Here is an 18,469-nt window from a genome sequence, read left to right on the forward strand (position 1 = left end):
ATCCTAGGTAGCCACGCTCAATCGGTGCTTCACCTTGGACATCCACATCACCCTGCACGGCCGTCACGACCTCACGGGCCAGATCTACGGCCAGTTGCGCGCGGGCATCATCGAGGGGCGGCTTGCCGCTCATGCGCGCCTGCCGTCCACGCGCGGTCTCGCCGCGCAGCTCGGCGTGTCTCGCAAGACGACGCTCGATGTATTCGATCGCCTGATCGCCGAAGGTTTTCTTCGCACTCGCGCCGGCGATGGCACCTTCGTCGCCGATGGCCTCACGCGTCTGCCCGCCGCCCGCGCCGAGCCGACCTCGGCGCGCGCCCGCGCCACCGGCATCTGGCGCAAGATGCCCGAACGCATGTCGATGCCCATGCCGCCCGCCGACATCACGCTCGACTGCGATTTCAAGGGCGGCGTGACCGACAAGACGCTTTTCCCCTTCGATGCCTGGCGCCGCTGCGTCAACCAGGCGCTGCGCACGCAGGCGCGCACGGGCGGCGGCGTGGCGTCGTATCGCGATCCGGCCGGCGAGCAGGAGCTACGGCTCGGCATTGCGCGCTATCTGGCGTTCAGCCGCGCGGTGGTGTGCAACTGGCAGGACGTCCTCGTGACGCAAGGCGCCCAGCAGGCGCTCGATCTGCTCGCGCGCGTGGTGGTCCAGCCGGGCGATGTCGTCGCGATGGAAGAGCCGGGTTATCCGCCTGCGCGCGCCATCTTCTCGGCGCTGCACGCGCGCATTGCGCACGTTCCCGTCGATGAGCACGGGATCGTCGTGGACAAGTTGCCGCGCAATACACGGCTCGTCTACGTGACGCCGTCGCATCAGTTTCCGCTCGGCATGCCGATGAGTCTCGCGCGCCGGATCGAACTGCTCGAATGGGCAGCCAAACGCGGCGCGGTGATCGTCGAGGATGACTACGACGGCGAGTTTCGCTTCGAAGGGCGGCCGGTCGAGTCGCTGAAGAGCCTGGATCATGCAGGGTTGGTCGCGTATGTCGGCACGTTCTCGAAGACGCTTTTTCCGGATTTGCGGATTGGCTACGTGGTGCCGCCCGCGACGCTTTCCGAGCCGCTCTGGAACGCGCGGCAAGTTTGCGATCTGCACGGCTGCATGCTCACGCAGACAGCGCTCGGCGCCTTCATGCTGGATGGCGAATATGCGAAACATTTGCGCCGCATGCACAAGGCGTATGCGCAACGCCGTGCCGCGTTGATCGCGCATCTGACGGGCGCTCTTGCGCACTGGTTCGAGCCGATGCCATCGACGGCCGGCATCCATCTGGTCGCGCGGCTTTTAGAGCCGTGGCAGGAAGCGCGCGTGGTCGCGGCGGCGCGCGAGGCGCAAGTGGGGTTGTACGGCATCGCGCCGTTTTATGCGGGCAAGCCGCTCTTGCAAGGCGTGTTGCTTGGATATGGCGGGACGAGCGTCCCGGCTATCGAGCGTGGGTTGAAGCGGCTGGCGGGGGTTATGGCGGCGATGGGGGCGTAGGCGCTTGTTTGCGTATCGCGCGACGCGCTGTCGTCATGCAGACAACAGCGCGTGCGTTCACGTCATTGATCGCACAGCAACAACACCTTCTCCTGCGCGGTGCAACTTGCTTTCTTCATTTTTGGCGCGGCGCCATCCGTCGAACGCGCCGATACCGTCTGCGCGCCGCCTTGCGATTGCTGCGCGAGCGCCGCGCGCTTGGCGATGCACGACCGCAAATGCTTTTCAACCGGCGGATAGTATTTCCAGCCCTTCGTCAGCGGCGGCAGTTCGAGATGCACCTGTTTCCACTTCGGATGCCCGCTCGCCTGCAGCGTGTCGAAGTTCGTGCAGAGCGAATCGGCGAATTTCGACATCGCGCCGACGGTGCCGCGCAGACCGTAGTCATACGTCACGAGGAACGCCTTGACGGTGAGCGTTGGCGTGTCCTCCTGAATCCAGTTCGGATAGCTCGATGTGCGGATCGTCGCCGGGAAATACGTTTGCTTGGCGCGCGCGGTTTCAGGCGCGGCCGGGTCCAGACGCAACAGCTTGATCTGCTGCAGCAGTTCCGGGTTCATGTCCTGAAAGAGCTTGGCAGGCTGTCCCGCGACGATCACCGCGACGTCGATCTTGCGCACGATCAGCTTCGCGAGCGCGTCCTCGTTGCTATAGTGCTGCGCGTTCTGATCGGCGATAGGTTCACCGAACATCAGCCGATACAGCGTCGCCGACGACTGCGCCGTGCCGCTTCCGAGCAGCCCGACGCTAATGTTCTTGTCCTTGATTTCCTGGATGTACTTGAGCGGCGAATCCGAACGCACGACGAAGTAAATCTCTTCGTCGTAAAGCGGCATGATGAGGCGCAGCGGCTTGATGATATTGCCGGCATCGGCGTTACCGGACGCGGCCATATCGACGTAAGCCTGATACACGTCCGACTGAACGAGTGCGAATTTCACGCCGGGTTCATAGCGCATGCGCTGCACGTTTTCCGCCGATCCCTTGGAAGAAAGCACTTCCAACTCCATGCCAGCTGGGTCGGCCACGTACTTGGACAGGTCCTGACCGATCTGAATATACGTGCCGCGATCCGGCCCGGTAGTGATTTTGTAGGGCACGGCGTCGGCGGCGAAGCTCGTCCCCGTGACGCTTGCGAGACCGATTACGGCAAGGAGGGCGAGCGCACCTCGCGCGGCGTTCCGCATGATTTTCGTGGAGAACATGATTGACCCTCGATTCTTGAGTTGGACGGGTGCTGTGGAACACGCGCGATGCGAGAGCGTCGCATCGTGCGAAATCGGTTATGCGTTTCTGCGCGCGGGCTAGTTTTAGCCGATGCAGTTTGTTCTGGCGACTCTTTCCGTTCGCGAGATGCCGGGTTCTTTCCGGGCACGTTGCTGTGCCAAAAAAGCTTTGTCTCCGTAAATGCTTTTTTCCTGATTTGCTTCGTTCTTTGGATGCTTGTTTCTTGCTCGCACACCCGCCGATGTGCGTCGTCTCTTCCGTCGAGTCTCGTCTCCCGAGACATCGCCGCTTTGGAAGCGATTTGATATTCGAGACCTCGCTCCTTCAAAGGTGCTTCGTTTCCCGAGTCGGGCTTCTTCAGATTCGCGTCGTTACCCGAGACTTTTCTATTTCTGAAGCGCTCTCTTTGGAGCCGCTTCAATTTCGCAAGACGCTTTGCTTGCGTGGTTGCCTTTCACCCGCAGAGCGCCGAATTATCAGTCAATGCGCTCTTCCATGTTTCTATCTCCCCATCTTCACGGCGCCGACTTCGAAGCCCCGCCGCCGCTCGTCCAACCGTATTGCTTGATGGCGCGTTCCAGTTCTTCGGTCTTGTCCGCGTCCATATGCGCCGATACGTTCGATGCGCCAAACGACGCGGCAGCGCGCGGGCTTGCTGCGGGCGGGCTGATCGCGGGCGCGGCGGCGAGTTGAGCTTGCGGCGTGGTATTGCGCACGGCGACAGGCGTCGCGCCAGTCGCCGTCGATGACGTCGATGCATGCGGTGCGGCACCCGACGCCGACGGCGCAACATACATCCCGTTGGACGTGCCGCCGCGATTGGACGTCGCATCGTACATGCCGTTATTCGATGCGCCGCCGCCCGTCGCGGTCGCTCCGCGATTCTGCGGCGCGACGTACATCTCATCGCTTGCGTTGGCGTGATTGGCGGAAGAGGCATCGTACAGGCCGGTCGACGCAGTGTTGCGCGTCGCGCCGGTTTGAGGCGCGGGCCGCGTGTTGGCTGCCACGGCGGCGGGCGCGGTGCGACTCGTCCCCGGAGGCGGCGCAGCGTTGGCGGGCGCCGTGCGCGTCGCCGTGGTCGTCACGGGCGCGGGCGTCTGCACAGCAACCGAAGGAGCGGCCGTGCCTGCAACAGCGGAAGGCGCGGGCGTCGTGGAAGAAGGCACGGCAGGCGCTGTCGTCGCTGCCGTAGTCCTTGCGGCAGGCAAGGCATTGCCGGAAGTCGCGGGTGCCACAGTCGCCGTCGCAGCGGACGGTGCGAACATCTTCGCGGCAGGCAATTCAACGGCCGAAGTCGCAGGCGCATTGGCCGGGGCAACATTAGCCGTAGCAGCAGGCCCAACCGTCGCCGCGGTAATGGCATTCGTAGCCGCCTGAGCCCGCGCGATCTTCTCCGCGCGCGAATCAGTCGATGCATCCCGCGCTTCGTCGATGGCATCCCGCCGTGCCGCCGCTGCCGTTCCGCGCTGCGCGGCGTGCCGCTCAACCACGTTCTTCGGCGCGATGGTCACGGTCTTGACTGGCGGCGTCGCAACTTCGACGTTCGCAGTGGTCGCAGGCTTGCCGACATTGGCGGCAACCACGCTGGCAGGCGCGGCGGGCGCCGGGGCAGCAGCCGTCACCGCCGATGGCAGCGGCTTCTTCGCGCCCGCAGGCGTCGCGACCATCCAGCCCGCGTGCGAGATGACGCGTTCTAGCATCGCTTGCGACTCGCCATTGCCGCCATCGATAGCGAGCGCTTCGCCCGCGTTCTGCTGCACACACGACCATGCCGAAGTCCGCTCGCAGGCCCGCGCCAATTGCAGCGCGGCGTCGCGTTGCAACTCGCGCTTCGCGAGTTCTTCTTTCATCGAATCGTAGTCGGGGCGCGTCTGCAATGACGCGGGAACGGTCTTGAGGCGCGCGCGCGCCAGCGTCAGGTCGTGCTGATCCAGCGCAAGGCGCACGCTGCGCAGCGTATCGCCGGAAACGGACGCGCGGGCATCGGCCGAGGCATTGCCCGCGCCTGTCGCCACATTGGGGTTCACGTTCGGCGCGGTACCCGGCACGAGCGAGCTGAATCTGGAATCGATCGCGCCGGAGACACTGTGATCGGCGGACGGCGAGGCGTCGTCATCGTTCGAATCGCCGTATTGCAGATAAGCGGCTGCGCCGAGCGCGAGCACGACCGAACAAACGCCCGCGATGACCGTCTTGCGCTTCGACCAGGATTCGGAGCCGGGCAGCGCGTCGGGATCGCGGCCGGTGTTCGCATAAGCGCTGCGCGCGGATTCCTCCAGGCGCTTCGCCCGATGCTCCGCCGCCTTTTGCGCGATACGTTCGCTCGCGCGTTTCGGGTCCCAACCCGCGGGCCAGCCGCGTTCGGTTGCGGGCTCCTCCGGCAGCGCGCCGGAAGCGGAGGCGCCGGCGCCAACCGATGCGGCGGCGGAAGCCGTTGCCGAGGTCGACATCGACGGAAGCGGTTTGGAAAGCGTCTGCTCGAACATATTGACGCGCGGCCGTTCTTGCGGTGCGGCGGCCTGGCGCGGTTGAGCGGACGCGGCGTTACGATCCGCGCCGCAGTTTGGACAACTGTCGGCGTTTTTGCGCATCGTGCTGCCGCAACGCTGGCAGACGACGGAGAACATGGATGCAGGAAACGTCAGACGCGTGGTCATGCTTTTAAGCCCTCGAAGGACATGTGCGATAACGTGGCCGCTTGAGTGCCTATACTGGCTTCGGACCGCCCGCAATCGCGCGCGCGAAGTCCTGCGGCAACAATCCTTCGTATCGTTTGTCGGGCGCGAATGTATGTCGAATGAACATCGACTGCGTGCGTCCGAAAAACGAAAGTCCGAATATCGTTGAAGCGAGTTCGGACGTCAATCGCGTTTCGCACCTACCTCGGGCCGCCTGAATTTAAGCGACTACATCATCGCGCCGGCGGCACGCGAAACTCCGTGCTCCCAGCGCGCCTCGTAACCGCGCCTTTTGATGGCGCTGGCCCTCGTGTCGATACGAAAACGCGGCCGGGACTGGTGCGCCCGCGTCGCCGTTTCAGGGCTTCGCGGCCAAGCGCCACGCATCGCTCTCTCACAATGTTTTTGACATTCTGGGCGCGCGGCGGCGGTTTCGTGACGCCAATCCTTAGCCAATAACCGACAAGGGCGAACGACCGCGCGATAACCCACTGATGCAAAAGCGGTTAGGGCCCGAAATGAAACCCGTTCGCACGTTGCATGGCGGATACGAACTGCCTCGCGCGCCGGCGCGAACGTTTGCGCCGTGCGTGGCGAAAGTGCGGACAATTTAGCCATCCGAAGCAATTCGCGATAAGCGGAAGGCCGCGACGCGAACCCGGAAGTTCAGCGCCGCGGCCTCGATTTGCAGCTTATGCGACCGGCTTAGTCAGCCAGTTGCAACTTGCCGTCGATGCGGCGATTCAGACCCAGCGGATTCTCGGTCTTCAGCGCGTCGGGCAGAAGCGCATCCGGCAGGTCCTGATAGCTCACCGGACGCAGGAAGCGGTTGATCGCGAGGCTGCCGACCGAGGTCGAACGGCCATCCGCCGTGGACGGATACGGGCCGCCGTGAACCATCGCGTGGCCCACTTCGACGCCCGTGCCAAAACCGTTCACCAGAATGCGGCCCGTGCGGCGTTCGAGCGCCGGGAGGAAATCGCGCGCTTCGGCGTAATCGGCTTCGTCGATATGCAGCGCCGACGTCAACTGGCCTTCGAGCGATTCGATCAGTTCCAGCATCGTCTTCTGATCCGGGCAGCGCACCACCAGCGACGACGCGCCGAAAATCTCTTCCTGCAGCGCGTGGTTCTTGAGGAAGTTCGCAGCCGTGGTCGAGAACAGCGCCGACTGGCCTTGATTGTCGCTCTTCGCTTCGACGCCGCGCGCGAGCGTCTTCACGTCCGCCTGGCTCGAAGCCTTGTCGATCGCGCCTTCGTACGCCTTGTGGATGCCCGGCGTGAGCATGGTCTGCGCAGCCGTCTCCGTCAGCGCCGCCGATGCCGCCGCGATGAACTTGTCCAGGTCAGGACTATCGACGGCGAGGATCAGGCCGGGGTTCGTGCAGAACTGGCCCGCGCCGAGCACGAGCGATTGCACGAATGCCTTCGCGATGGCTTCGCCACGGTTCTTGAGCGCGGCCGGGAACAACACGACCGGGTTGATGCTGCTCATTTCCGCATAGACGGGAATGGGTTCCTTACGCTCGGCGGCGAGCTTCATCAGCGCCGTACCGCCTCCGCGCGAGCCCGTGAAGCCTGCTGCCTTGATGCGGTTGTCCTTGACGAGGCCCTGGCCGATGTCACGACCGCTGTCGAACAGCAGCGAGAACGTGCCTTCGGGCATGCCGCAGTCCTTCACGGCCTTTTGCACCGCGCGGCCGACGAGTTCCGCCGTGCCTGGATGCGCCGAGTGCGCCTTGACGATCACCGGGCAGCCGGCGGCGAGCGCGGAAGCTGTATCGCCGCCCGCGACCGAGAACGCCAGCGGGAAGTTGCTCGCGCCGAACACGGCGACCGGGCCGACGCCGATGTGACGCAGACGCAGATCCACGCGCGGCAGCGGCTTGCGTTCGGGTTGCGCCGGGTCGATGCGCACGCCGAGATAGTCGCCGTTACGCACCACTTCCGCGAACATACGCAGTTGACCGACCGTGCGGCCGCGTTCGCCCTCGATCCGTCCGCGCGGCAATCCGCTTTCGATGATGCAGCGCTCGACCAGATCGTCGCCGATGTCGAGGATATTTTGCGCGATGGTTTCGAGGAATTTCGCGCGCGCTTCGGGCGCGGTTTCGCGATATACGTCGAACGCGGCCCAGGCGAGGGCGGCTGCGCGGTCGAGATCGGCGAGCGTGGCGCCCCCGAATGCCGGTTCGATGGCCGCGCCCGTCGACGCGTTGACGGCCTTGATCGAGCCGTTGCTGCCGAAAATGGATTGCTGGCCGATGAGCAGATTGCCTGTGAGTTGCATGGTGTCTCGTCCTTGACTTGAGTGAGTCGTAGCGACTGCGGCGGATGCGAGCGTCGCGCTGCGCCGACTATACGGCGCGAGAGGCGCCGCTGTATAGTGAATCCTTTCCATCGAGTGATCGCTTTATGGAATCACCCCGCCTTTTTCTTCCGCATCGTTTGTCGCATGAAAAACACCCTGGATGTCCTGATGTCGCGGCTGCGCATGAAGCAATTGCAGTTGCTGATCGCGCTCGACGACCATAAATCGCTGCATAAAGCATCGAGCGCCATGGCGATGACTCAGTCCGCCGCTTCCAAGGCGCTCGCCGAACTCGAATCGATGCTGGAAGCGCCCTTGTTCGAGCGCGCCAAGAGCGGGGTGATTCCCAACCCGTTCGGCCGCGCCGTGGTGCGCTATGCGCGTCTGTTGGCCGCCGATCTGAGCGCGCTCTGCCAGGAAGTCGCGCACATTCGCGCGGGCACGGGCGGGCGGCTGACGGTCGGCACGATCATGGGCGCGGTGCCGGGCGTGGTCGCGCCGATCGTCGGCGAGATGCACGCGAAGCATCCGGACCTTGCCATCGAAATTGTCGAGGACACCAGCGCGCGCATGCTCGGCATGCTGGACGACGGCCATGTCGATCTCGTGATCGGCCGCGCAAGCGTGTCGGACCAGCCGACAAAGTACCACTATCAGCCGCTCGCCGACGAACCGCTTGCCATTGTCGTGGGACAGGACCATCCGCGCGCGGCGGGACGCGAAGTCGGGCTCGCGGAACTGGCGGGTCATCGCTGGGTGACGTATCCGAGTTATCTGCCGATGAGCGCGCTGCTCGAACGCGAACTCGACCTCGCCGGCTTGCCGATGCCGGCGAACCCCATCTCCACCGCGTCGCCGCTCGTGACGGTCACGCTTTTGCAGCAGAGCGCGGATATGGTGGCGATATTGCCGGCGAGCGTCGCGAAACTTTTCGAGCGCTACGGCATGTTGCGCATCTTGCCGATCCGCATGAAATCGAAGTCGCAGACGTATGGCATCGTGACGAGAAAGGGAGGCGCGCTGTCGCCTGCCGCGCGCCAGTTCGTGCAGATGCTGCGTGAAAAAGGTCGCCCGCATTGAGGCGTGCGTCGCGCCCGTCCACCTTGTCAATTAGCGAATGCGTTAGCAATTTTGCCCGTTTACGATAGTCGGGTACTCGAACTTTTTGCCTGAAGCTGGGCCTATACTGGCGTGGCATCGCGGCCTTCGAGCTTCGCGCTCCACGGCGGTTTCACCCCAGCACTTCCTTACCAGCACTTCCATACGAGCACCACGCGCCGCACGAGCGGCAACTGGGCGTTGCAATCGAGGAATCGCAGATGGCCGAAACGGCAGCCAACGGCTTGGACGGTCTCGTGGCTTCGTTGCGCGAGCAGCGGACCGCGCTGACTGAAAAATGGATGAAGCTCGTGTTCGGGGATCAGGAAGTCGAACACTCGGATCAGCTCACGTACCGGCAACTGGCGGACCACTTGCCGGAAGTCTTCGAGGAAATCTGCGTCGTGCTCGAATCGCGTAATTTGCGCGATCAGGAAGGCGTCATCGAACAAAACGCGCGCCAGCACGGGCAATGGCGTTGGCAGCAGGGGTATCGCATCGACGAACTGGTGCGTGAGCTCGACCTGTTCCGCCAAATTCTGCTTCAGGCGATTGGCGATTACGCCGCCGCGCACACGGATCTCTCGCGCACGGACGAAGAACACGCACGGCTCATGACAGATGAAGTGGTGAGCTTCGTCACGCTGGCCTCGATTCGTGAAGCGGTGGGCGAGCGCGATCGCAAGATCGACGAATACACCGGCATGCTGGAGCGCGCGAATTACGAGCTCACGCTGCGTCAGGAGCTGATCAGCGAACTTTACGAAACGCGCATGCAGGTGACGCGCCGCGTCGCGCACGATCTGCGCAATTTCCTCAACGTATTCTCGACGGCGCTGCAACTGCTCGGCCGCTCGCCCGCGAAACGCGAGACGGCGCTTGGGCTCGCCAACCGGCAAGTGTCCGACATGGCGAGTCTAGTCGATGAAATGGTCGAATATTCGAAGGTCCTCGGCGACGATTCGCTGTTGACAGTCGAAGCGTTCGACCTCGTCGGTCTCTTCGACGAACTAATGCAGTTGAACCGCGTCGGCACCGAAGCAAAGGGGCTGAAGCTCGTCGGGCATCTGGAACCGACGCTCGGCACGGTGACATCGAACCGGCTAAAGGTGAAGCAGGTCGCGATCAACTTGCTCTCGAACGCGATCAAGTACACGTCGGCGGGCGAAATCGTGTTGACGATCGACGCCGTGGCGGACGACCGCTGGCGCTTGCGCGTGACGGACACAGGTACGGGCATCGGTACGGCGGATCAGGAGCGCGTGTTCGAGGAATTCGAGCGCGCGGCCGAGGACGATATTCCCGGAACGGGGCTTGGGCTTGCCATCGTGAAGGAACTGTCGCGTGCGCTCGAGGGCGAGTTGCGTTTCCAGTCGGTGAAAGGACATGGAAGCGTGTTCGAAGTGATCTTCCCGCTGGTGCTCGAGCCGAAAGCGAAGTCGGCAAGCTGACGGTGGGGCGGTGTTTTCGGCATGAGCGGGTTTTTGCTCATGAGCGTCATTGCCAACTTCGCCAACTCATTGCCACAGCCGTCTATTTCGGCAGCGCGCTGGAAAAGCGAGCCGAATTGACGCGTGCTTCAAGCGCCAATTCCACCGCAAGCGCAATACAAAAAAAGGCGAACGAGCAGCGCTCGTTCGCCTTTCCCCTTCGCCGCAAGGCAAGCTTTACGCGGCCACCGTCTCTTCTTCCTCGACCGACGCGCGAATCAGATGATCGAACGCGCCAAGCGATGCCTTCGCGCCTTCGCCGACCGCGATCACGATCTGCTTGAACGGCACCGTCGTCACGTCGCCGGCAGCGAATACGCCGGGGATCGACGTCGCGCCCTTCGCATCGACGATGATCTCGCCATGCTTCGACAGCTCGATCGTGCCCTTCAGCCATTCGGTGTTCGGCACGAGACCGATCTGCACGAACACGCCTTCGAGTTCCACGCGGTGCGAGACGCCCGTCGCCCGGTCCGTGTAGTTCAGGCCGTCGACCTTCTTGCCGTCGCCGGTGATTTCCGTGGTCTGCGCGCTCGTGACGATGGTCACGTTCGACAGGCTGCGCAGCTTCTTTTGCAACACGGCATCGGCGCGCAACTCGTTGCCGAATTCGATCAGCGTCACCGCCGCAACGACACCCGCGAGGTCGATGGCCGCTTCGACGCCGGAATTGCCGCCGCCGATGACCGCCACGCGCTTGCCCTTGAAGAGCGGGCCGTCGCAGTGCGGGCAGTAGGCCACGCCGCGTCCGCGATATTCACGCTCGCCCGGCACGTTGATTTCGCGCCAGCGCGCGCCCGTCGCCAGAATGATGGTCTTTGCCTTCAGGACCGCGCCGCTTGCCAGATGCACTTCGTTGATGCGGCCCGGGATCAGCTTGTCGGCGCGCTGCACGTCCATCACGTCGACTTCGTAGCTCTTGACGTGCTGTTCGAGCGCCGTCGCGAACTTCGGTCCTTCCGTTTCCTGCACGGAGATGAAGTTTTCGATAGCCATCGTGTCCAGCACCTGGCCGCCGAAGCGCTCGGCGACGACGCCGGTCGCAATGCCCTTGCGCGCCGCGTAGATCGCCGCTGCCGCGCCTGCAGGACCGCCGCCGACGATCAGCACGTCGAATACCGGCTTCGTTTCCAGTTGCTTCGCGGCACGCGCGGCTGAGCCCGTATCCAGCTTGGCGAGAATTTCCTTCACGCTGCTGCGGCCCTGGCCGAAGCTGTCGCCGTTCAGGAACATCGTCGGCACGGCCATGATCTGGCGGTCTTCGACTTCCTTCTGGAACAGCGCGCCGTCGATCGCCACGTGCTTGATACGCGGATTGATGATCGCCATTACATTCAGCGCCTGCACGACTTCCGGGCAGTTCTGGCACGACAGCGAGAAATACGTTTCAAACCGGTAATCACCGTCGAGCGCGCGAATCTGCTCGATGGTTTCGTCGTCGAGTTTGATCGGATGGCCGCCGGTTTGCAGCAGCGCCAGCACGAGCGACGTGAATTCGTGACCCATCGGGATGCCGGCGAAGTGAATGCCCGCCGCCTTGCCCGGCTCGCCGATGGTGAACGACGGACGGCGTGCCGCAACGTCCTCTTTCTCGACGACGCTGATCCGCGGGGACAGCGTAGCGATTTCGTCGAGCAGGCCTTTCAGCTCACGCGATTTGTCGCTGTCGTCGAGAAAGGCGACGAGCTCGATGGGCCGCGTGACTTTTTCCAGATAGGCTTTCAACTGAGTCTTGAGATTGGCGTCCAGCATGGCGTGTGTCGTTCCCTGACGAGAGTTTTTGGAATCTTTGGACGCACTCCGTCCAAGCGCCGCCATAAAGCGGCGCCGAAACGGAATGCGTGGGTACAAACTGGGGGTGCAAGGCGCGCAGCGGGCCTGCCGCGCGCCTCGTCAGTCTCTGGAGAACCCGAGACTCAGATCTTGCCGATGAGGTCGAGCGACGGGCTCAGCGTTTCAGCGCCCGGCGTCCACTTGGCGGGGCAAACTTCGCCCGGATGCGATGCGACGTATTGCGCGGCTTGCACCTTGCGCAGCAGTTCGCCCGCGTCACGGCCGATGCCGTTGTCGTGCACTTCGCACAGCTTGATCTCGCCTTCCGGGTTGAGCACGAACGTGCCACGCAGCGCCAGGCCTTCTTCTTCGATCAGCACGTCGAAGTTGCGCGAGATGGCGAGCGTCGGATCGGCAATCATCGGATACTTGATCTTTTGGATCGTGTCCGACGTGTCGTGCCATGCCTTGTGCGTGAAGTGCGTGTCGGTCGAAACGCTGTAGATTTCAACGCCCAGCTTCTTGAATTCTTCGTAGCGGTCAGCCAGATCGCCGAGTTCCGTCGGGCACACAAAGGTGAAGTCGGCCGGGTAGAACACGAACACGGACCACTTGCCCTTCAGGCTTTCTTCGGTAACGGTGACGAAATCACCCTTGTGATAGGCGGTTGCTTTGAACGGCTTGACTTGGGTGTTGATGATCGGCATTGATCGGTTCCCTTTAAGTGTGTGTTGAAGAAGTGAACGAAGTATGAACTAAAACTATCAAACCTTGGAAGTGGATTGATTTTATCATTGTAATTGATCTGGACTATGACGTCGATTCGTCGCATCGGGTGCGGGGTTTGCGATGCCGCCAAGATCGATCACGAACCCAGGAGGCACCATGAAAATCGGCATCATTGGGGCGGGAAATATCGGGCAAGTTCTGGCGTTGCGCTTCGGCGAACGCGGCCACGAGGTGCGCATCGCCAATTCGCGCGGGCCGGACACGCTCGGCGAAGTCGAACGCGCGACTGGCGCGCAAGCCGTCGAGGCGCGCGAGGCCGTGCAGGGCGCGGATCTCGTCGTCGTGACCATTCCAGAGTCGAAGGTGCCGCTTCTTCCGAAGGATTTGTTCGCGGGAGTACCGGCGAGTCTCATCGTGATAGATACCGGCAATTACTATCCGCGGCAGCGCGACGGTCGAATCGACGGAATCGAAAACGGTCTGCCGGAAAGCCGCTGGGTGGAAGAGAAGATCGGCCGGCCGGTCATCAAGGCGTTCAACAATATCTACGCGGCGCATCTTCGCAACCACGGCAAGCCGGCGGGAACGGCGGGGCGCATTGCGCTGCCCGTGGCGGGCGACGACCACAAGGCGAAGGAAGTCGTCATGCAACTGGTCGATGAAATCGGCTTCGATCCCGTCGATGCCGGCGAAATCGACGATTCCTGGCGTCAGCAACCCGCCACGCCCGTCTACACGGCGGACCTCGACGCGGCGGGCGTTCGCCACGCGCTGCACGAGGCCAGCCCGCTGCGCAAACCCGAGTGGCGCGCGACAGATGAAAGCCCGGGAGACTTCGACAATCCACGCTAACGGCCGAATACGCGCGCCATGCGACAATCTGCAAACTTTCACGATGCGCTTTAACATGACGTGCCGGGCTCCCGCGCTCGACTCCGACAGCGCGAACGCCCGCATCAAGACTTGCAGATTGCCCTATGAAAACCGCATCTCCCGCGTTTGACCAGTTGAAACCTCGCCCCGGCTTTGGCGAATGCCCCGAATGCGACGACGTCGAACTGGCCGCCACGGCCACCATTCCGACACGCTACGGCACGTTCGCGTCGTATGTGTATCGCGTGAAGGAAACGGATGTCGAGCACATCGCTTTCGTCATGGGCGACGTGAGCAACGGCGAATCCGTGCTCACGCGGCTGCATTCCGAATGCGTGACGGGCGACGTCTTCGGCTCGTACCGGTGCGATTGCGGCGAGCAGCTCGATCTCGCGCTGCGCTATATCGCCGCCGAGAATCGCGGAATTCTGCTGTACTTGCGCGGGCACGAGGGACGCGGCATTGGGCTCGCCAACAAGATCCGCGCTTACGCGTTGCAGGAGCAGGGTCTCGATACGGTCGATGCCAACCTGCATCTCGGCCTGCCCGACGACGCCCGCGAGTACGATTCCGCCGCCGCCATCCTGCGCTCGATGGACGTCAAATCGGTGCGCCTGATGAGCAACAATCCGTCGAAGTTCGACACGCTGCTCAGGCACGACATCCCCGTGAAGGAACGCGTCGCGCTCGCCATCCCCATGCGCGAAGAAAACGAACGCTACATCAAGACGAAGCAGGCGCGCTTCGGACATTACTTCGACGAGAACGAATAAGCGCGTCTTCCGCGATCTAGCTTGCGTCGTGGAAGATCACGCCTAGCATGTGGCGCCGCCCGGAGCGTAGGCGGCTCACGCCATGCCGCATGTTCACGCGATACGGCCCGCGCGATCCCTGCACCGGCCGCTGGTGTACAGCGAAGAACGCCGCGTCGCCTTGCGCGAGCGGTACGACTTCGGCGCGCGATTGCATGCGCGGACGCTGTTCCGTCATCACGAATTCGCCGCCGGTGAAGTCTTGTTCGGGCGCAGAAAGTAGAACTGCCATCTGGATCGGAAAAACGTGTTCGCCGTACAGATCCTGATGCAGACAGTTGTAGTCGCCGGGAACGTAGCGTAGGAGAAGCGGCGTCGGCCGCGTCTGTCCGGCGTAATGACAACGCTCGATGAATTCTCCATGCACCGGTGGAAAGCGCGTTTCGATCCCCATTACCTCGTGCCATTTATTCGCAATGGGCGCGAGATGCGGATACACCGTGCTGCGCACCGTTTGCAGCGTCTCGGGCAACGGATACGCGAAGTATTTGTATTCGCCGCGCCCGAACGAATAACGTTCCATTACGATACGGCTGCGAAAGATTGCGTCGTCGTCGTACAGCGCGGCGAGCGTCGCGCACTCTTCACGCGAAAAAAGGCCCGGCGCAATGGCCGAGCCTTGGGAATCGAGTTGATTCTCGATATCCGTCCAGTCGAGTGCATCGACGCGCGCGCCGATGTCTCTCTCAAGCACTTTCATCTGCAGTTCTCCGGATTGGCGTGATTGCCGCACAGTGTGCGTCCTGAACCGCGCTCACGCACTCCGGGAATTGCTGCGCAATTCAATGCGCGGTCGCGACTTCGGTGATGCGGTTCTGCAAGGCTTCCTTACGCGCTTCGATCTTCTTGCCGAGCGCGATGAGATCGACACTCTTCGTCTTGCGGATTTCCGGAAACAGCTCGGTTTCTTCTTCTTCCACGTGATGCTTGACGTTCTCCGACAGTACCTTGAAGGTCGCGTCGAAACCTTCGTCGCCGGCCTTGATCTGCGAAAACTTTTCGATCAGCGTCTTGACTAGAAAGTGTTCGACGTAGGCTTCGTCGACATCGATTTTCTCGTCCGTGCCGAGTGCGGTGCGGGCGGCGGGATAAAGCAACTCTTCCTCGACGATCGAATGGATCGACAACAACTCGCACGCGCGCTGAACCAGTGTGGTCTTGCGTTCGAGATCGTCTTTTTCGGCGCGTTCGAAGGCGTCGAATAGCTGCTCGACAGCGCGATGGTCGGCTTCGAGAATGGCAAGTGCGTCTTGCGGATGCTGTGCTTGCGCGGCGGTCATATCGTTTCTCCTGTGGGGACGGGGCGAAACCTTTGGGGCGTCTGTTGCGCCTTGGGGGTGCCTTCGGGTCGCTTTTAGTTGCCTCTGGGCAGGTTGTCTGGAGCAAACCCAGTGCCCGCGCTCGGAGCAGGCAAAGATAAGATTGGCATGGCTTTAAGCGGATATGAGCGCGTCATGCCGGCTCGCGTGCTGCGCGAACAAAACCGGAGCACGGAGCGACATGAATGAACGTCCGCCTCAACGCCGCATCATGTCGACGACGAAAGCGCCGGCAGGTCCCGCTCAAGCATGACGTTGACCCGCCACCACGCCGGCAACAGACGCCGCACTTCCGAGCGCGCAAAGCGGTCGTCGATAAGGTAGAGCACGCCACGGTCTTGCGGCCCGCGAATTACGCGTCCGGCCGCCTGCACGACCTTCTGCAAGCCCGGAAAAAGATAAGCGTAGTCATAGCCGGCGCCGAAAGCGTCCTGCATCCGCACTTTCATCTGCTCATTGACAGGATTGAGTTGCGGCAGGCCGAGCGTCGCGACGAAGGCGCCAATGAGCCGCGTGCCCGGCAGATCGATCGCCTCGCCAAATGCGCCGCCCAGCACCGCGAAACCGACGCCGCGTCCATCCGGAATGAAGCGCGCGAGAAAGTCGTGCTGCGCGGCTTCGCTCATCGCGCGTGACTGCTGCCAACTCGGAATTCCGGGATGACGTACCGCGAATTCCGCCGCGACTTGCGCCAGATATTCGAAGCTGCTGAAAAAGCTCAGATAGTTGCCTTCCGCGCGACCGTACTGCGCCGCGATCATGTCGGCGATGCGCGCAACGGATTGCAGGCGGTCGCGATAGCGCGTCGAGACATCGGCGATGGCGCGTACATCGAGTTGATCCGCTGAGAACGGCGACTCCACGTCGATGAACGCGCTCGTTTCCGGCAAGCCGAGCGTATCGGCGTAGAAGTGCGTGGGCGTGAGCGTCGCGGAAAACAACGCGACGCTGTGGGCGCTCGCGAAACGCCCGGCGAGATGCGGCGCGGGAATCACGTTGCGCAGGCACAGCACGACATTGCGCTTCTTCGCCGACGCGTGGCCAGCAAGGGAGATATCGAAGATCGAATGCGAACCGAAGCGCTCCGCGATGCGCGTTAAGTGCACGGCATCGAAATAAAAGCGCATGGTGCCGGGCGAGAAGAGGTCGGCTTGCTCGCCGAGCATTTCCGTCATCAGCGAAACCGCCTGGCCGAGCGCGGTCAGCAACTGGGCGGGCGGTTCGGCGAGCGGTGCGTAGTCGATGCCCGCGGTTTCCTGTTCGCGGCTCGTGTCGCCGAAGGTTCGGGCGACGCGCGCAAGCGTTTTTTTTAGAAGCGGCGGCGCGGCGCGGCGCATTGCATCGAACGAGGCGCGATCGAGCGATGCGGAATACATGCCGCGCGCCCGATCAATCAGGTTGTGCGCTTCATCGACGAGTACCGACACGCGCCAGCGGTTCGTTTCAGCTAGGGCGAAAAGCATTGCGCTGGTGTCGAAGTAATAGTTGTAGTCGCCGACGATGACATCGGCCCAGCGCGAGAGCTCCTGGCTCAGATAGTACGGACAGACTTCGTGGTGTCGCGCGACTTCGGCTGTCGACGCGCGGTCCGGGTGTGCACGCGCGAGGGCATCGGCGCGCGCGGCGGGAAGGCGGTCGTAGAAGCCGCGCGCGAGCGGGCACGAATCGCCGTGACACGCGCGGTCGGGATATTCGCAGGCTTTGTCGCGGGCGACGAGTTCGATTACGCGTAAGGGAAAGGGCGCGGCGATTGCTTTGGCTTTTGCCGTTGCCGCGTCCGCTGGCGCCGCTGTTCTTCCCGCCGCCCCGACAATCGTTCCGAGCGCATCGAGCGCAAGCTGCCGCCCCGCGCTTTTCGCCGTGAGAAAGTAGATCTTGTCCAACTGCTGCTTCGGCCAAGCCTTGAGCAGCGGGAACAACGTGCCGACCGTCTTGCCAATACCCGTCGGCGCCTGTGCAAGCAAACATCGGCTCGATGCGGCCGCGCGATAAACCGCTTCGGCAAGGGCCCGCTGCCCAGGCCGAAACTCCGTGTGCGGAAACACCAGCGCGGTAAGCGCCGCATCGCGCGCCGCACGGTGCCGCATCTCCTGTTCGGCCCACGCGATGAACCGCGTGCATTGATCCTCGAAATGCGCCTTTAGCGCCAGCGCGGTTTGCGTCTCCACGAGCACGCTTTCAGTCTGTTCGACGATATCGAAATAAACGAGCGCGACTTCGATCTCATCGAGACCGAGCTTCTTGCACATGAGATGCGCATACACGCGCGCCTGTGCCCAATGCAGATGTCGATGATTCTGCGGCATCGATTCCAGCTTGCCGCGATACGTTTTGACTTCTTCCAGCCGATTGCGCACCGGATCGAAACCATCCACGCGGCCGCGCACGCGCAACGGACCGAAGTCTTCGGCGAGGGAAATTTCCTTGAGATAACCAGCTGGCCGCCGGCTTGCGACCGTCACATGTCCGGCAATGCCTTCCTGCGCGCTTGGCGCTGGCGTGAAGCGCAAATCGAGATCGCCCTGTTTCGACGTGAATTCGCAAAGCGCGCGCACAGCGACGGTGTAAGCAGGATCGCCGCACGCCAGATTGGCGGCCGAGTCAGAGGCTGTATGCATGTACAGTAGTCTAGCATTTCCGTCATTCGCCGCAACAAATGCGTTGCTGCCTT

Annotated in this window: 13 protein-coding genes; 5 read left to right on the forward strand and 8 right to left on the reverse strand. The window is 62.7% G+C overall.

The features are described from left to right. The first annotated feature begins 34 nt into the window (after positions 1-34). Positions 35-1,486, forward strand: a complete 1,452-nt coding sequence (locus QCE79_RS26195; protein WP_309848815.1) for a PLP-dependent aminotransferase family protein — start codon at positions 35-37, stop codon at positions 1,484-1,486. A 62-nt stretch (positions 1,487-1,548) separates the two neighbouring features. Here QCE79_RS26195 and QCE79_RS26200 read toward each other — a convergent pair whose 3' ends face one another. From QCE79_RS26200 to QCE79_RS26210, 3 genes are all read right to left on the reverse strand, one after another. Next, on the reverse strand, positions 1,549-2,691 hold the full coding sequence (locus tag QCE79_RS26200) for a TAXI family TRAP transporter solute-binding subunit (protein WP_250467323.1): 1,143 nt from the start codon (positions 2,689-2,691) through the stop codon (positions 1,549-1,551). Positions 2,692-3,228: 537 nt separating this feature from the next. Then, positions 3,229-5,373: a zinc ribbon domain-containing protein gene (locus QCE79_RS26205; RefSeq protein ID WP_309848819.1), complete on the reverse strand. Its 2,145-nt coding sequence runs from the start codon at positions 5,371-5,373 to the stop codon at positions 3,229-3,231. A 726-nt stretch (positions 5,374-6,099) separates the two neighbouring features. After that, positions 6,100-7,683 (reverse strand): aldehyde dehydrogenase (NADP(+)), encoded by a 1,584-nt coding sequence (locus QCE79_RS26210; RefSeq protein WP_309848822.1) that lies wholly within the window; start codon positions 7,681-7,683, stop codon positions 6,100-6,102. Between the two features lie 165 nt (positions 7,684-7,848). Between QCE79_RS26210 and QCE79_RS26215 the strand changes: the two genes are divergently transcribed. Beyond that, entirely contained in the window at positions 7,849-8,784 is a 936-nt protein-coding gene (locus QCE79_RS26215; protein ID WP_309848826.1) for a LysR family transcriptional regulator, read from the forward strand. A 239-nt stretch (positions 8,785-9,023) separates the two neighbouring features. After that, complete coding sequence (locus QCE79_RS26220; protein WP_309848830.1) at positions 9,024-10,253, forward strand: sensor histidine kinase; 1,230 nt, start codon at positions 9,024-9,026, stop codon at positions 10,251-10,253. A 216-nt stretch (positions 10,254-10,469) separates the two neighbouring features. On the opposite strand, the gene ahpF is transcribed toward QCE79_RS26220, so the two are convergent. Together ahpF and ahpC are read right to left on the reverse strand one after the other, a co-directional pair. Then, positions 10,470-12,044, reverse strand: a complete 1,575-nt coding sequence (gene ahpF, locus QCE79_RS26225; RefSeq protein ID WP_250510166.1) for an alkyl hydroperoxide reductase subunit F — start codon at positions 12,042-12,044, stop codon at positions 10,470-10,472. A gap of 164 nt (positions 12,045-12,208) precedes the next feature. Next, positions 12,209-12,772, reverse strand: coding sequence for an alkyl hydroperoxide reductase subunit C (gene ahpC, locus QCE79_RS26230; protein WP_309848834.1), 564 nt, complete (start codon positions 12,770-12,772; stop codon positions 12,209-12,211). A gap of 178 nt (positions 12,773-12,950) precedes the next feature. On the opposite strand from ahpC, the gene QCE79_RS26235 reads away from it, so the two are divergent. Then, positions 12,951-13,646, forward strand: coding sequence for an NAD(P)-binding domain-containing protein (locus QCE79_RS26235; protein ID WP_309848838.1), 696 nt, complete (start codon positions 12,951-12,953; stop codon positions 13,644-13,646). A 125-nt stretch (positions 13,647-13,771) separates the two neighbouring features. After that, positions 13,772-14,440, forward strand: a complete 669-nt coding sequence (gene ribA / locus QCE79_RS26240) for a GTP cyclohydrolase II (protein WP_244829427.1) — start codon at positions 13,772-13,774, stop codon at positions 14,438-14,440. Between the two features lie 16 nt (positions 14,441-14,456). Here the strand turns inward: ribA and QCE79_RS26245 are convergent, their stop codons facing one another. From QCE79_RS26245 to QCE79_RS26255, 3 genes are all read right to left on the reverse strand, one after another. Continuing rightward, positions 14,457-15,179 carry a 2OG-Fe(II) oxygenase gene (locus tag QCE79_RS26245; RefSeq protein ID WP_309848841.1) on the reverse strand — a complete coding sequence of 241 codons (723 nt, stop codon included), beginning with the start codon at positions 15,177-15,179 and terminating at the stop codon, positions 14,457-14,459. A gap of 82 nt (positions 15,180-15,261) precedes the next feature. Next, the gene (locus tag QCE79_RS26250; RefSeq protein ID WP_250493533.1) at positions 15,262-15,759 is read right to left on the reverse strand and encodes a hemerythrin domain-containing protein; all 498 of its coding nucleotides are present in this window, start codon (positions 15,757-15,759) and stop codon (positions 15,262-15,264) included. 248 nt (positions 15,760-16,007) lie between these two features. Next, a complete protein-coding gene (locus QCE79_RS26255) occupies positions 16,008-18,416 on the reverse strand; it encodes an ATP-dependent DNA helicase (RefSeq protein ID WP_309848844.1) in 2,409 nt (802 codons plus the stop codon). Positions 18,417-18,469 lie beyond the last annotated feature (53 nt).

Source organism: Caballeronia sp. LZ003, assembly GCF_031451465.1.
In the GTDB taxonomy this organism is placed as follows: domain Bacteria; phylum Pseudomonadota; class Gammaproteobacteria; order Burkholderiales; family Burkholderiaceae; genus Caballeronia.

Excerpts from the sequence above, each read along its gene's own strand:
- ribA (WP_244829427.1), top strand. The coding sequence starts at position 13,772 with ATGAAAACCGCATCTCCCGCGTTTGACCAGTTGAAACCTCGCCCCGGC.
- QCE79_RS26250 (WP_250493533.1), bottom strand. The coding sequence starts at position 15,759 with ATGACCGCCGCGCAAGCACAGCATCCGCAAGACGCACTTGCCATTCTC.
- QCE79_RS26220 (WP_309848830.1), top strand. The coding sequence starts at position 9,024 with ATGGCCGAAACGGCAGCCAACGGCTTGGACGGTCTCGTGGCTTCGTTG.
- QCE79_RS26200 (WP_250467323.1), bottom strand. The coding sequence starts at position 2,691 with ATGTTCTCCACGAAAATCATGCGGAACGCCGCGCGAGGTGCGCTCGCC.
- QCE79_RS26210 (WP_309848822.1), bottom strand. The coding sequence starts at position 7,683 with ATGCAACTCACAGGCAATCTGCTCATCGGCCAGCAATCCATTTTCGGC.
- QCE79_RS26245 (WP_309848841.1), bottom strand. The coding sequence starts at position 15,179 with ATGAAAGTGCTTGAGAGAGACATCGGCGCGCGCGTCGATGCACTCGAC.
- ahpC (WP_309848834.1), bottom strand. The coding sequence starts at position 12,772 with ATGCCGATCATCAACACCCAAGTCAAGCCGTTCAAAGCAACCGCCTAT.
- ahpF (WP_250510166.1), bottom strand. The coding sequence starts at position 12,044 with ATGCTGGACGCCAATCTCAAGACTCAGTTGAAAGCCTATCTGGAAAAA.
- QCE79_RS26255 (WP_309848844.1), bottom strand. The coding sequence starts at position 18,416 with ATGCATACAGCCTCTGACTCGGCCGCCAATCTGGCGTGCGGCGATCCT.
- QCE79_RS26235 (WP_309848838.1), top strand. The coding sequence starts at position 12,951 with ATGAAAATCGGCATCATTGGGGCGGGAAATATCGGGCAAGTTCTGGCG.
- QCE79_RS26215 (WP_309848826.1), top strand. The coding sequence starts at position 7,849 with ATGAAAAACACCCTGGATGTCCTGATGTCGCGGCTGCGCATGAAGCAA.
- QCE79_RS26205 (WP_309848819.1), bottom strand. The coding sequence starts at position 5,373 with ATGACCACGCGTCTGACGTTTCCTGCATCCATGTTCTCCGTCGTCTGC.